The sequence below is a fragment of the Streptomyces sp. NPDC091209 genome (assembly GCF_044757755.1).
In the GTDB taxonomy this organism is placed as follows: domain Bacteria; phylum Actinomycetota; class Actinomycetes; order Streptomycetales; family Streptomycetaceae; genus Streptomyces.
This window is the reverse complement of record NZ_JBIVVR010000001.1, coordinates 971,913-985,023: the sequence shown is the minus strand read 5'-3', so window position 1 is coordinate 985,023 and position 13,111 is coordinate 971,913. Positions and strand designations below refer to the sequence as shown.

Below are 13,111 nucleotides of genomic sequence, written 5' to 3'. Positions count from 1 at the left end.
TCGGCTGGCGTGAGGAGGCACACGCATGGCGCAGGAGCCGAGGCGGGACGAGGGCGGGGAACCGCACGACGACTGCCTGTTCTGCAAGATCGTGGCGGGGCACATTCCGGCGACGCTGGTGCGCGAGAGCGGCACGACGGTGGCGTTCCGCGACATCAACCCGCAGGCACCGACCCACATCCTGGTGATCCCCCGGGTGCACTACCCGGACGCGGCCTCCCTGGCCGCCGCCGAACCCGCCGTCGCCGCGGACCTGTTGCGCGAGGCGGGCGAGATCGCGGCCGAGGAGAAGCTGGACAGCTACCGCATCGTGTTCAACACGGGCAGCGGTGCCGGACAGACCGTCTTCCACGCGCACGCCCACCTCCTGGGCGGCCGTGGCATGCAGTGGCCGCCGGGATAACCGGCCTTGTCCGCACGTGAACTGGTGGTCCTCGGCACCGCCAGCCAGGTCCCGACCCGGCACCGCAACCACAACGGCTACCTGCTGCGCTGGGACGGCGAGGGTCTCCTCTTCGACCCCGGCGAGGGCACCCAGCGCCAGATGCTGCGTGCCGGGGTCGCCGCGCACGACCTGCACCGCATCTGCGTCACCCATTTCCACGGCGACCACGCGCTCGGACTCGGCGGGGTGATCCAGCGCATCAACCTCGACCGGGTACCGCACGAGGTGACCGCGCACTACCCGCTCTCCGGACAGCACTTCTTCGAGCGGCTGCGGTACGCCACCGCCTACCGCGAGACCGCCCTGCTCACCGAGGCGCCGGTCGGGGACGACGGCGTCCTCGCGACGACCCCCGCGTACACCCTGGAGGCCCGCAGGCTCTCCCACCCCGTCGAGTCCTTCGGGTACCGGCTGGTCGAACCGGACGGGCGGCGGATGCTGCCGGAACGGCTCGCCGGGCACGGGATCAAGGGGGCCGACGTCGGAGTGCTGCAACGGGAGGGCTCGCTGCGGGGCGTCACGCTGGACGACGTCAGCGAGGTGCGGCCGGGACAGCGGTTCGCGTTCGTCATGGACACCCGGCTGTGCGAGGGCGTGGACGCGCTCGCCGAGGACTGCGACCTGCTCGTCATCGAGTCGACCTTCCTCGACGGGGACCATCAACTCGCCGAGGACCACGGCCATCTGACAGCGGGTCAGGCGGGCCGGGTGGCCAAGGAGGCGGGTGTGCGGCATCTGGTGCTCACCCACTTCAGCCAGCGCTACTCCGATCCCGACGCGTTCGAGCGCGAGGCCCGCGCGGCGGGGTTCGACGGGGAGCTGACGGTGGCGCACGACCTGGTGAGAGTGCCGGTCCCGAAGCGAGGCTGAGGGCGCCTCCGGCCCGGGTCCGAGCTGGGTTCCGACCCGGGCCCGCGTACCTGCCCGGAAGGCGCCGGGCGCGGTTCCGCGAGGCGATGGTCCCGGGGAGGGCCGGTTCCGCGGGCTGGTGTCGCCGAGGTGCCCGCAAGCGGGTGTTCCGGTGTCGGGAAGGTGCTGGTTTCGGAAGGCCCGGGAGTCGACCGTACGATGCTTCGATGTCCCTCCCCAAGGCTGAACTGCACCTCCACATCGAAGGCACCCTCGAACCCGAGCTGGCCTTCGAGCTCGCTGCGCGCAACGGCGTCACGCTGCCGTACGCGGACACCGAAGAGCTGCGCAAGGCGTACCTCTTCGACGACCTCCAGACGTTCCTGAACCTGTACTACGAGCTCATGGCCGTCCTGCGGACCGAAGCGGACTTCGCCGACCTGGCGGACGCCTATCTCTCCCGCGCCGCCGCGCAGGGCGTACGGCACGCGGAGATCTTCTTCGACCCGCAGGCGCACATCGCCCGGGGCGTGCCGATGGGGACGGTCGTCGAGGGGCTGTGGCGGGCGCTCGGACGCAGCGAGGAGACCCACGGCATCTCCACCCAGCTCATCATGTGCTTCCTGCGCGACGAGTCCGCCGAGTCCGCCATGGACACCCTGGAGGCCGCGAAGCCCTACCTCGACCGGATCGTCGGCATCGGCCTCGACTCCGCCGAGGTCGGCCACCCGCCGGTCAAGTTCCGCGCCGTGTACGAGGCCGCCGCCGAGCTGGGTCTGCGGCGCGTCGCGCACGCCGGCGAGGAGGGGCCGCCCGCGTACATCACCGAGGCCCTCGACGTCCTCGGCGTGGAGCGCATCGACCACGGGCTGCGCTGCATGGAGGACCCGGAGCTCGTCGAACGACTGGTCCGGGAGCGCGTGCCGCTGACCCTCTGCCCCCTGTCGAACGTACGGCTGCGCGCCGTCGGCGTCCTGGCGGAGCACCCGCTGCCCGCGATGCTGGACGCCGGGCTGCTGTGCACGGTCAACTCCGACGACCCCGCCTACTTCGGGGGTTACGTCGGCGACAACTTCGGCGCCGTGCGCGAGGCCCTCGGTCTCGGCGAGGAGCGGCTGCGGGAGCTGGCCCGCAACTCGTTCGAGGCGTCCTTCCTGGAGCACGACGAGGAGCGCCGGGCGCGCTACATCGCCGAGGTCGACGCGTACGAGTTCGCGTAACCGGGCGAGGGCCCGTCCGTCCGCCGGCTTCCTTCGTCCGCCCGGAGGGACAGCCGGACAGCCGGACAGCCGGACAGACGGACAACCGGGCGGACGGAGGGGACGGGCGGCGGGCGTCAGACGGTCACGGGCCCCGGCGTCGACGCGGTCGCCGCCGGGCGCCGGGGCCCCGCCGTGCCGTACGCCTCCCGCTGGGCGGGTACGCCCTCCAGCGGGATCTCCACGACGTCCGCGACGGCGACCCGCGTGCGGGCGGTGTCCACGACCGGGACCGGCGCCACGGAGATCTCCACGACCGGGATCTCCGCGAAGTGGCCGACGGCGGCCGGGATCTCCGTGACCGGCGTCTCCACGGCCGGGATCTCGACGATCTGGGTGGTGCGCCGCGGGCGCAGCGCCACGAGGGTCATGGGGACGCCGACCAGCAGCAGACCGGCCGCCAGGACCGTCCCCATCGCCGGGTAGCCCGCCCGCGCCGACAGCAGGCTGCCGGTGAGCGGGCCGCACGCCGTGCCGAGCGAGGAGGCGGAGCCGACGAGAACCGCCCACCGGCCGCGGGGGTCCATGGACGCGGCGAGGCCGATCACGTACGACAGCACGACCGGGTACAGCGCGTTCCAGGCGATCTCGCCCGCCGCGAAGGACGTCAGATCGGTGGCCGCCGCGCTCAGCGCGATGCAGCCGGCGATCAGCGCCGTGCCCAGGCCGATCGGCAGTGCCCGGCCGAGCCGCGGGCCGAGGGCGCCCGCGCCGATGGTCCCGAGCAGCCCGGCGCCGAGCGCCACCGCGAAGACCGCGCCGACCGTGACCTCGGTGAGGCCCGCCTGGGTCAGACCGATCCGGCCGCTCACGCCCCACAGGGAGTTCTGCGCGAGGGACCAGAAGAGCATCGCGCCGGCGAGGAGCAGGCCGGAGCGGCGGTGCGGGAGCGGGGCGGCCTCGGTGCGCAGGGTGCGGGCGGCCGGTGTGCGCGCGGGAAGCCGTCCCGTCAGGGACAGCGTGAGCAGCGCCGTGCAGGCGATCGCGGCGAGCGGGACACCGTGCGCCGGGCCCAGATGGGGGATCGTCAGATACAGCGCGCCCGCGAGGCCGGAGACGCCGAGCAGACCCAGGGTGGTGACCCGGTGCGGATCGCGACGGCCGGCGATTCCGGTCGCGGCGACCGTGGTGGCCGTACCCGAGCCGAAGCCGCCGACGATCGCGCCGGCGACGACGAGGGGAACGGCCGCCGAGAGCGCGGCGGTGCCGTAGCCGACGGCCGCGAGGAGCAGACCGGCGCGGGCCAGTCCGCGCGGGCCGAAACGGTCGACGCGGGAGGCGAGCAGGAAGCCGGCCGAGGCCGAACCCAGCAGCAGGACGCTGCCGACGGCTCCCGCCTGGGTGGCCGACAGCGGGAGTCCCGCGTCGAGGCGGCCGACGGTGGTGGGGAGCAGATACGCGGCGAGGTACCCGGCCGTGAAAAGGGCGACGAGGGGCCAGGGCGTGGGGGTGCGGGCGGACACGGGCGTTCCCAGGGCAGGCGAGAGCGGCTCAAGAAGAGGGGGAGGGGGCGGCTGTCGACGGACAGGAACGCGCGGGCAATTTGTATCAAGGTGCGAGGTCCGCGAAGAAGGCGCGGTGGTGTGATCTGGGGCACTCTTCGTTTGGGGTGGGGGCGTCGGGGTAGGGAGCGCGCTTTTTCGAGGGCTGGGGAGCCGGGCCACTGCCGGTGCCGTGCGTACCGGGGGGTCTCCGGGCCCGGAGACGGCGACGGGCAGGTCGGTGACGTGCCCCACCCGCACCACGGACCGCGGCCGCCCCGGCGTGACCCACGGCCCCGCACGGCCGATGTGGTGCACACTGGCCAGATCCGGACCACCCCAGGGAGCGCACCGTGAGCAACGGCGAGGGACCGTTCCGCCAGGCCCATGTCGACCCGCTCGCCGGGCTGCGCACGGCCGAGGACCCGCCCTGGGACGTCTACCTCACGGGCACCGTCTTCCTGGACATCATCTTCACCGGGCTCGACTCCGCCCCCGTACGCGGCACCGAGTCCTGGGCGCGCGGCATGGGTTCGAGCCCCGGCGGGGTCGCGAACATGGCGACCGCCCTCGCCCGGCTGGGCCTGAAGACCTCCCTAGCCGCCGCCTTCGGGGACGACCACTACGGGGAGTACTGCTGGGACGCCCTCGAACAGGGAGAGGGCATCGACCTGGCGCCGTCGCGGACCGTGCCCGGCTGGCACTCGCCGGTCACCGTGTCGATGGCGTACGAGGGCGAGCGGACCATGGTCAGCCACGGGCACGAGCCGCCGCACGAGGAGCCCGCCCCGGACTGCCCGCCACGCGCGCGTGCCGCCGTCGCCTCGCTGACCCCGGGAATCCGCGCGCCCTGGATCGCGCAGGCCGCGAGCCGCGGGACCCGGATCTTCGCGGACGTCGGCTGGGACGACACCGGCCGCTGGGACCTGGCGGGCCTCGCCGACCTGGCGCACTGCGAGGCGTTCCTGCCGAACGCCGAGGAAGCCATGCGGTACACCGGCGCCGACTGCCCCCGCGCGGCGGCGCACGCGCTGGCCGAGCACGTACCGCTGGCGGTCGTCACCCTCGGCTCCGACGGCGCCTACGCCGTGGACGGCCGCTCCGGGGAGAGCGCCGAGGTCCCGGCGATCGCCGTCGAGGCGCTGGATCCCACCGGCGCGGGCGACGTCTTCGTCGCCGGATTCGTCATGGGGACCCTGGCCGACTGGCCGCTGGCCGACCGACTCGCCTTCGCCGGGCTGATCGCCGCGCTGTCCGTCCAGGAGTTCGGCGGATCGCTGTCGGCGCCCGGCTGGTCGGAGATCGCCGCCTGGTGGCGCCGGGTCCAGTCGGTCGACGACCAGGACCCGGCGGCCCTGAGCCGGTACTCGTTCCTGGAGGGCCTGCTCCCGGAGGTCACCCGCCCCTGGCCGCTGCGCCGGGCGGTGCCGACGATCGGTTTCGGCCGCTCGGCGTGAGACCGCCCGCTCGTGAGACCGCCCGCTCGTGAGGCCGGTCGATCGCGACCCGGTCCGGTCGTGCGGTCGGTGTGTCCTCGGGTCCCGGCGCGTCCTCAGGTCACGACCTCGTGACCTGAGGAAAAGCCCTACGGCTCCGTGAGTGCCGCGACGTACGCTGGGAACCGCAAGGCTGCCCATGTGGCAAGCGTGCCGACCGAGGAGGATACGCAGGCCTACAGAGCCGGCCCATGACTCAGACACCCACAGCTCACGGCCCCGCTCAGGGGCAGGCACGCGCGCACTTCACCGTCCCGGCCAAGCACCCCATGGTGACTGTTCTGGGTTCCGGGGACGCCCTGCTGCGCGTGATCGAGAAGGCCTTCCCGGCGGCCGACATCCACGTCCGGGGAAACGAGATCAGTGCGGTCGGCGACGCCGGTGAAGTCGCTCTCGTCCAGCGCCTGTTCGACGAGATGATGCTGGTGCTCCGCACGGGGCAGCCCATGACGGAGGACGCAGTGGAACGCTCGATCGCCATGCTCAGGGCGAGCGAGAACGGGGAGGGCGACGGCCAGGAGACTCCGGCCGAAGTGCTCACGCAGAACATCCTGTCCTCGCGAGGCCGCACCATCCGCCCCAAGACGCTCAACCAGAAGCGCTACGTCGACGCCATCGACAAGCACACCATCGTGTTCGGCATCGGCCCCGCCGGTACGGGCAAGACGTATCTCGCCATGGCGAAGGCCGTTCAGGCGCTCCAGCTCAAGCAGGTCAACCGGATCATCCTGACCCGCCCGGCGGTCGAGGCCGGCGAGCGTCTCGGCTTCCTGCCCGGCACGCTCTACGAGAAGATCGACCCGTATCTGCGCCCGCTGTACGACGCCCTGCACGACATGCTCGACCCGGACTCGATCCCGAAGCTGATGGCCTCGGGGACGATCGAGGTCGCGCCGCTGGCGTACATGCGCGGCAGGACTCTTAATGATGCTTTTATCATCCTGGACGAGGCCCAGAACACGAGTCCCGAGCAGATGAAGATGTTCCTCACCCGGCTCGGCTTCGAATCGAAGATCGTGATCACCGGTGACGTGACGCAGGTCGACCTCCCGAGCGGTACGAAGTCGGGTCTGCGGCAGGTCCAGGACATCCTGGAGGGCCTCGACGACGTCCACTTCTCGCGGCTCACGTCCCAGGATGTCGTCCGGCACAAGCTGGTCGGCCGTATCGTCGACGCGTACGAGAAGTACGACAGCGAGAACGGCACCGAGAACGGCTCCCACAAGGGCCGGGGCCACAAAGGGAAGTAGACCAGCACCGCCATGTCGATCGACGTCAACAACGAGTCCGGAACCGAGGTCGACGAGCAGGCGATCCTCGACATCGCCCGCTACGCGCTCGCACGGATGCGCATCCACCCGCTCTCCGAGCTCTCGGTGATCGTCGTGGACACCGACGCCATGGAGCAGTTGCACATCCAGTGGATGGACCTGCCCGGACCGACGGACGTCATGTCCTTCCCGATGGACGAACTGCGTCCGCCGTCGAAGGACGACGACGAGCCGCCGCAGGGACTGCTCGGCGACATCGTGCTCTGCCCCGAGGTCGCCGAGCAGCAGGGCAAGGACGCTCCGACGCAGCACACCATGGACGAGGAGCTCCAACTGCTCACCGTCCACGGTGTGCTGCACCTGCTCGGCTACGACCACGAGGAAGCCGACGAGAAGGCCGAGATGTTCGGTCTGCAGGCAGCCATCGTGGACGGCTGGCGCACGGAGAAGGGCATCACGGGTCCGTCTCCGGCCCCGACCGTGTCATGAGCCCACAGCTTGTCATCGGTGCCATCACCCTGGTCGTCGTCGCCTGGCTCGCCGCCTGCGCGGAGGCGGGCCTCGCGCGCGTCTCCAGCTTTCGCGCCGAGGAGGCGGTCCGCAGCGGCCGGCGCGGCAGCGCCAAGCTCGCCCAGGTCACCGCCGATCCGACGCGCTATCTGAACGTGGCGCTGCTGGTCCGCGTGGTCTGCGAGATGGCGGCCGCCGCGCTCGTCGTCTTCGCCTGCCTCAAGGAGTTCGACAAGACCTGGCAGGCGCTGGCGGTCGCCATCGCCGTCATGGTCCTCGTGTCGTACGTCGCGGTCGGCGTCTCGCCGCGCACCATCGGCCGCCAGCACCCGCTGAACACCGCGACGGCGGCGGCGTACGTCCTGCTGCCGCTGGCCCGGATCATGGGCCCGATCCCGCCGCTGCTGATCCTCATCGGCAACGCGCTCACCCCCGGCAAGGGGTTCAGGCGCGGCCCGTTCGCCTCCGAGGCGGAGTTGCGGGCGATGGTCGACCTCGCCGAGAAGGAGTCCCTCATCGAGGACGACGAGCGCCGCATGGTGCACTCCGTCTTCGAACTCGGCGACACCCTCGTGCGCGAGGTCATGGTGCCCCGCACGGACCTCGTCGTCATCGAGCGCTACAAGACCATCCGGCAGGCCCTCACCCTCGCCCTGCGCTCGGGCTTCTCGCGCATACCCGTCACCGGGGAGAACGAGGACGACATCGTCGGGATCGTCTACCTCAAGGACCTGGCCCGCAAGACCCACATCAGCCGGGACGCCGAGTCCGAGCTCGTGTCGACGGCCATGCGCCCGGCCGCGTTCGTCCCCGACACCAAGAACGCCGGCGATCTGCTGCGCGAGATGCAGCAGGAACGCAACCACGTCGCCGTCGTCATCGACGAGTACGGCGGCACGGCCGGCATCGTCACCATCGAGGACATCCTCGAGGAGATCGTCGGCGAGATCACCGACGAGTACGACCGCGAACTGCCGCCCGTCCAGGAGCTCGGCGACGACACCTTCCGGGTGACCGCCCGTCTCGACATCGGCGACCTCGGCGAGCTGTACGGCTTCGAGGCCTACGACGACGAGGACGTGGAGACCGTCGGCGGACTCCTCGCCAAGGCGCTGGGACGCGTCCCCATCGCCGGTGCCTCCTCGGTGGTCGAACTGCCCGACGGACGCGAGCTGCGGCTGACCGCGGAGGCCGCGGCCGGCCGTCGGAACAAGATCGTCACGGTCCTGGTGGAGCCGGTCGGCCCGGCCGGGCAGCCTCAGGAGGAGAAGCAGGAGTGACTCCGCACCAACTGCGCGCGTTCTGTCTGTCCTTCAACGCCACCGTCGAGGACTTCCCGTTCAACCCCGAGACCTCGGTCTTCAAGGTGCTGGGCAAGCTCTTCGCCCTGACGAACCTGGACGGGCGCCCGCTCAAGGTCAACCTGAAGTGCGACCCGCAGGACGCGATCCGGCTGCGCGAGCAGCATGCGGAGCTGATCATCCCCGGCTATCACATGAACAAGCGGCACTGGAACACGGTGACCGTCGACGGCGGACTCCCGGACCGCCTGGTCCGGGAGCTCATCGAGGATTCGTACGATCTCGTCGTGGCCGGTCTGCCACGGGCCGAGCGGCTGCGCCTCGACCGGCCTTGACTCCTCACGGGCCGGCACCGCCCTCAGCGGGTGCGCACCGCGCCCTGCCGCCCGAGTCCGACCGCGACCAGCGCGGCCGCCGCCAGCACGATCACCGCGTCCAGGGCGAGGACCGTGTGGACGCCGGCCAGCAGGTCGTCCGACGTGGTCGCGAGGACCCCGAGGAGCGGGATGCCGATGGTGATGCCCACCTGCTGGGTGGAGGTCACCAGGCCGGTGGCCAGGCCCTGTTCCTCGTCGGGGACGCCCGAGGTGACGGTCAGGCCGTACGAGATGATCGCGCCCAGGTGGAACATGCTGGCCAGCGACACCCCGGCGGCGGCGATCCAGACGGACCAGGTGTGCGCGTTCAGCAGCAGCATCCCGGCGACGAAGAGCCCCTGCCCGGCCAGCGAGCCGACCAGCGTGCGGCGGGCGCCGAACCGGCCGATGACCTTCGGGGCGTACATCCCGGCGACGGCCGACAGCACACCCTGCACGCCGAAGACGAGGCCCGTCTCGAAGGCGGAGAGGCCGAGCGTCTCCTGCAGGTACAGGGTCAGCACGAACACGACCGTCGACATCATCGAGAAGGTGACCAGGCCGCCCAGGTTGCCCCAGGCCACCGTGCGGCGGCGCAGCATCGTCAGGCTGACGAGCGGGGCGGCGGCACGGGACTCGATCCGGACGAAGGTGCCGAGCAGCAGCACGCCCGCGACGAGCGTCGTGACGACGTCCGCGCCGCCGAAGCCGCGGTCCGCCGCCGTCGACAGCGCGTAGATCAGGGCCAGCAGACCACCGGTGACGGTGACCGCCCCCGGGATGTCCAGGCGCGGGCGGTCCGGGACTCCGGCACCCGCCACGTCCCCGGAGCCGTGGGGACGCGACACGGGCAGCAGGCCCGGGGCCAGCGGCAGCACGATCAGCGCGAACAGCGACAGCAGGCCCATCGTCGAACGCCAGCCCAGCACGTCGGTCAGGACGCCGCCCGCCACCATGCCGACCGTGAAGCCGAGCGACAGGAGCGTGCCGGAGATGCCCAGGGCGCGGTCACGTGCCGGGCCTTCCGGGAAGGTGGTGGTCAGCAGCGACATGCCGGTCGGCACGATCGCCGCCGCGCCCAGCCCTTGCAGGGCCCGTCCGACGAGGAACGCCGCCGGGTCCCAGGCGAAGGTCGCGAGCAGCGAGGCCGCCCCGAACAGGGCCAGCCCGGCGAGGAAGAGCCTGCGGCGGCCGAACAGGTCGCCGACGCGGCCGAAGAGGAGCAGGAAGCCGCCGGACGGCAGTGCGAAGGCGGTGATCGCCCACTGGAGCGCGGAGCGGCTCATGCCGAGGTCCCGGCCGAGCACGGGCAGCGCCACGTTCAGCACGGAGAAGTCCAGGGCGACCATGAACTGGGCCGCGCACAGCACGAAGAGCACGAGCCCGTCGCGCTTCGACAGCCGGCCGGCGCGGGGTGGCCGGTGGTCCCTCCCGGGGACGGGGGGAGCGGAGGAGGTGTCGGCCCGGGGGCCGTTCGTGGTGTCCGGATCGGTGCCCGGCGTGCTGCCGCCGGGGGTGCGGGTGGTGGACTCGGTCGTCGTCTCGGTGGTCATGGCAAGAGCTTGCGGCGGCCGGAATATCCGTGGGGAGCCGGAACTTATGCTGGTGGCCGCACCACCAGTCACCGGAGGGGGAGGCACACGTGACGGAGGACGCGCTCAAGACCCAACGGCGTCCGGAACTGCGGGAGTTCCTGATGAGCCGCCGGGCACGGGTCTCACCGGCCGAGGCCGGGCTCCCGGACGGCGGTGCCCGCCGCCGCACACCGGGGCTGCGCCGCGAGGAGGTCGCCGTCCTCGCGGGTGTGGGCGCCTCCTGGTACCAGTGGCTGGAGCAGGGGCGGGACATCTCCGTGTCGCCGCAGGTCCTGGACTCGGTCGCCCGCGTGCTGCGGCTCAGCAACACCGAGCGGCGTCATCTGTACACGCTGGCCGGAATGAACCCGCCCGTGCCCGAAGTCGCCCCCGGGGACCGGGACATGCGCGACGGGCTGCGGCGGCTGATCGACACGTGGATGCCGTATCCGGCGCACATCATGGACCCGTACTACAACTGCGTCATGTACAACGACGCCGCCGCGGTGGTCCTCGGTATGCGCCCCGAGATCACCCAGAACTGCGTCGTCGACTTCTTCACCGACCCGCTCTACCGGGGCCGTTCCAAGACGTGGGAGCGCAACGCCCGTACCGTCGTCGCCCAGTTCCGCGCGTCGTGCGCCGCCGCGCCGGACGACGAGGGGTTCCGCGAGCTGCTGGCCGAACTGACCGCGGCCAGCGCCGAGTTCGCGAAGCTGTGGGAGCTGCGGGACATCGAGGACGCCGGGCAGATCCGCAAGGAACTCGACCATCCGCTGGTGGGTCTCATCGCCGTGGAGTCCACCGCGATGAAGGTGCCCGTCCGGCCCGACCTCACGATCGTGCTGCACACGCCGCTGCCGGAGGCGAACACGGCCTCGAAGCTGGAGTGGCTCGCCTCGCCGGAGGGGCGCCGCGGGTCGATGTACCCGGTGGCGGGGTGACCCTTCGGCGGGGACGCGTGCCGGCACTTCGTATGCTCTGGTCATGACCGACAGCAGCGCGCTCGACCCCGAGGACCGCAAGATCGTCACCCTGGCCCGTTCCGCGCGGGCCCGCAACGGTGTGCCCGAGGGCGCGGCCGTACGCGACGAGACGGGGCGTACCTACGTCGCCGGGACCGTGGAGCTGGAGTCCCTGCGGCTGAGCGCCCTGCGCACGGCCGTGGCGATGGCCGTGGCGTCCGGGGCGAAGTCCCTGGAGGCGGCGGCCGTGGTCTCCGAGGCGGAGGCCGTCACGGACGAGGACCGCGCGGCCGTACGGGATCTCGGCGGCCCCGCGACGCCGGTGCTGCTGGCCGGGCTCGACGGCGTCGTGCGCCTGACGGTGACAGCGGGCTGACACCGGCGGTGCGGCGACGCTCGAAGTGACCGCAGGCCGACACCGGCGGTGAAGGCGGGCGGAGAAGGCTTCCGCCCGCCCTTGTACGAGAAGACGGCCCGGAGTCCGGGCCGTCTTCCCTGCGCTGGATGCCTTCAGAGCGCGGAGGTGTCTCAGAAGCCGAGCTTGCGCAGCTGCCGGGGGTCGCGCTGCCAGTCCTTGGCGACCTTCACATGGAGGTCGAGGAAGACCGGCGTGCCGAGCAGCGCCTCGATCTGCTTGCGGGACTTGATGCCGACGTCCTTCAGGCGCTTGCCCTTGGGGCCGATGATGATGCCCTTCTGGCTGGGGCGCTCGATGTAGACGAAGGCGTGGATGTCGAGGAGCGGCTTGTCGGCGGGGCGGTCCTCGCGCGGCAGCATCTCCTCGACCACGACGGCGATGGAGTGCGGAAGCTCGTCGCGGACACCCTCCAGGGCGGCCTCACGGATCAGCTCCGCGATCATGACCTGCTCCGGCTCGTCCGTCAGGTCGCCCTCGGGGTAGAGAGCGGGCCCCTCGGGCAGCAGCGGGACGATCAGATCGGCCAGCAGACCCACCTGCGAGTCGCCCACCGCCGACACGGGGACGATCTCGGCCCACTCGAACCCGAGCTCCCGGCCGAGCTGGTCGATCGCGATGAGCTGCTCGGCGAGCGTCTTGCTGTCGACGAGGTCGGTCTTCGTGACGATCGCGATCTTCGGCGTCTTCTTGATCGACGCCAGTTCCTTCGCGATGAAACGGTCACCCGGGCCGAGCTTCTCGTTCGCGGGCAGGCAGAAGCCGATCACGTCGACCTCGGCCCAGGTGGTGCGGACGATGTCGTTGAGCCGCTCGCCCAGCAGCGTGCGCGGTTTGTGCAGGCCAGGGGTGTCGACGAGGATCAGCTGCGCGTCGGGCCGGTGCACGATGCCCCGCACGGTGTGCCGGGTGGTCTGCGGCTGGTTCGCGGTGATCGCCACCTTCTGGCCGACCAGAGCGTTCGTGAGGGTGGACTTGCCCGCGTTGGGGCGGCCCACGAAACAGGCGAAGCCGGCGCGGTGGTTCCCCACTGCCTCGGACGGCTCGGATGACTGGTTGCGAACGCTCATGGCGCCCATTCTCCCTGATCGTCGGGCGCCTGCCGTACCAAGCTGTTCGATAGCGCGGAGGCGGGCATTCCGGCGCCCGGGCGCGGGGCGTCGGGGACTCGCCCGCCGGGCGCTCCGGC

Annotated in this window: 13 protein-coding genes; 10 read left to right on the top strand and 3 right to left on the bottom strand. The window is 71.7% G+C overall.

Features of this window, described 5'->3' with window-relative positions:
* The first annotated feature begins 25 nt into the window (after nucleotides 1-25).
* From ACIQRL_RS04335 to ACIQRL_RS04325, 3 genes are all read left to right on the top strand, one after another.
* Entirely contained in the window at nucleotides 26-403 is a 378-nt protein-coding gene (locus ACIQRL_RS04335) for a histidine triad nucleotide-binding protein (RefSeq protein WP_401326812.1), read from the top strand.
* A 6-nt stretch (nucleotides 404-409) separates the two neighbouring features.
* Nucleotides 410-1,315 carry a ribonuclease Z gene (locus tag ACIQRL_RS04330; protein WP_401326809.1) on the top strand — a complete coding sequence of 302 codons (906 nt, stop codon included), beginning with the start codon at nucleotides 410-412 and terminating at the stop codon, nucleotides 1,313-1,315.
* Between the two features lie 206 nt (nucleotides 1,316-1,521).
* Nucleotides 1,522-2,514: an adenosine deaminase gene (locus tag ACIQRL_RS04325; RefSeq protein WP_401326808.1), complete on the top strand. Its 993-nt coding sequence runs from the start codon at nucleotides 1,522-1,524 to the stop codon at nucleotides 2,512-2,514.
* Nucleotides 2,515-2,630: 116 nt separating this feature from the next.
* On the opposite strand, the gene ACIQRL_RS04320 is transcribed toward ACIQRL_RS04325, so the two are convergent.
* Nucleotides 2,631-4,016, bottom strand: coding sequence for an MFS transporter (locus tag ACIQRL_RS04320; protein WP_401326805.1), 1,386 nt, complete (start codon nucleotides 4,014-4,016; stop codon nucleotides 2,631-2,633).
* A gap of 371 nt (nucleotides 4,017-4,387) precedes the next feature.
* On the opposite strand from ACIQRL_RS04320, the gene ACIQRL_RS04315 reads away from it, so the two are divergent.
* From ACIQRL_RS04315 to ACIQRL_RS04295, 5 genes are all read left to right on the top strand, one after another.
* Nucleotides 4,388-5,491 carry a carbohydrate kinase family protein gene (locus ACIQRL_RS04315; RefSeq protein WP_401326802.1) on the top strand — a complete coding sequence of 368 codons (1,104 nt, stop codon included), beginning with the start codon at nucleotides 4,388-4,390 and terminating at the stop codon, nucleotides 5,489-5,491.
* A gap of 230 nt (nucleotides 5,492-5,721) precedes the next feature.
* Nucleotides 5,722-6,780 (top strand): PhoH family protein, encoded by a 1,059-nt coding sequence (locus ACIQRL_RS04310; RefSeq protein WP_401326799.1) that lies wholly within the window; start codon nucleotides 5,722-5,724, stop codon nucleotides 6,778-6,780.
* A 12-nt stretch (nucleotides 6,781-6,792) separates the two neighbouring features.
* Complete coding sequence (gene ybeY / locus ACIQRL_RS04305; protein WP_328668970.1) at nucleotides 6,793-7,290, top strand: rRNA maturation RNase YbeY; 498 nt, start codon at nucleotides 6,793-6,795, stop codon at nucleotides 7,288-7,290.
* A complete protein-coding gene (locus ACIQRL_RS04300; protein ID WP_401326795.1) occupies nucleotides 7,287-8,591 on the top strand; it encodes a hemolysin family protein in 1,305 nt (434 codons plus the stop codon). Before ybeY ends, ACIQRL_RS04300 begins: the two co-directional genes overlap by 4 nt.
* Nucleotides 8,588-8,947 (top strand): MmcQ/YjbR family DNA-binding protein, encoded by a 360-nt coding sequence (locus ACIQRL_RS04295; protein ID WP_401326792.1) that lies wholly within the window; start codon nucleotides 8,588-8,590, stop codon nucleotides 8,945-8,947. The genes ACIQRL_RS04300 and ACIQRL_RS04295 overlap by 4 nt, the downstream gene beginning before the upstream one ends.
* Nucleotides 8,948-8,970: 23 nt before the next feature.
* Here ACIQRL_RS04295 and ACIQRL_RS04290 read toward each other — a convergent pair whose 3' ends face one another.
* On the bottom strand, nucleotides 8,971-10,521 hold the full coding sequence (locus tag ACIQRL_RS04290; RefSeq protein WP_401326789.1) for an MFS transporter: 1,551 nt from the start codon (nucleotides 10,519-10,521) through the stop codon (nucleotides 8,971-8,973).
* A 143-nt stretch (nucleotides 10,522-10,664) separates the two neighbouring features.
* Here ACIQRL_RS04290 and ACIQRL_RS04285 point away from each other — a divergent pair, with 143 nt between their 5' ends.
* Nucleotides 10,665-11,486, top strand: a complete 822-nt coding sequence (locus ACIQRL_RS04285) for a helix-turn-helix transcriptional regulator (protein WP_401328084.1) — start codon at nucleotides 10,665-10,667, stop codon at nucleotides 11,484-11,486.
* A 43-nt stretch (nucleotides 11,487-11,529) separates the two neighbouring features.
* Entirely contained in the window at nucleotides 11,530-11,883 is a 354-nt protein-coding gene (locus tag ACIQRL_RS04280; RefSeq protein WP_401326787.1) for a cytidine deaminase, read from the top strand.
* 152 nt (nucleotides 11,884-12,035) lie between these two features.
* Here the strand turns inward: ACIQRL_RS04280 and era are convergent, their stop codons facing one another.
* On the bottom strand, nucleotides 12,036-13,001 hold the full coding sequence (era, locus tag ACIQRL_RS04275; protein WP_261702641.1) for a GTPase Era: 966 nt from the start codon (nucleotides 12,999-13,001) through the stop codon (nucleotides 12,036-12,038).
* Nucleotides 13,002-13,111 lie beyond the last annotated feature (110 nt).

Coding starts and splice junctions, on each gene's coding strand:
- ACIQRL_RS04280 (WP_401326787.1), top strand. CDS start 11,530: ATGACCGACAGCAGCGCGCTCGACCCCGAGGACCGCAAGATCGTCACC.
- ACIQRL_RS04335 (WP_401326812.1), top strand. CDS start 26: ATGGCGCAGGAGCCGAGGCGGGACGAGGGCGGGGAACCGCACGACGAC.
- ACIQRL_RS04325 (WP_401326808.1), top strand. CDS start 1,522: ATGTCCCTCCCCAAGGCTGAACTGCACCTCCACATCGAAGGCACCCTC.
- ybeY (WP_328668970.1), top strand. CDS start 6,793: ATGTCGATCGACGTCAACAACGAGTCCGGAACCGAGGTCGACGAGCAG.
- ACIQRL_RS04300 (WP_401326795.1), top strand. CDS start 7,287: ATGAGCCCACAGCTTGTCATCGGTGCCATCACCCTGGTCGTCGTCGCC.
- ACIQRL_RS04285 (WP_401328084.1), top strand. CDS start 10,665: ATGAGCCGCCGGGCACGGGTCTCACCGGCCGAGGCCGGGCTCCCGGAC.
- ACIQRL_RS04310 (WP_401326799.1), top strand. CDS start 5,722: ATGACTCAGACACCCACAGCTCACGGCCCCGCTCAGGGGCAGGCACGC.
- era (WP_261702641.1), bottom strand. CDS start 13,001: ATGGGCGCCATGAGCGTTCGCAACCAGTCATCCGAGCCGTCCGAGGCA.
- ACIQRL_RS04290 (WP_401326789.1), bottom strand. CDS start 10,521: ATGACCACCGAGACGACGACCGAGTCCACCACCCGCACCCCCGGCGGC.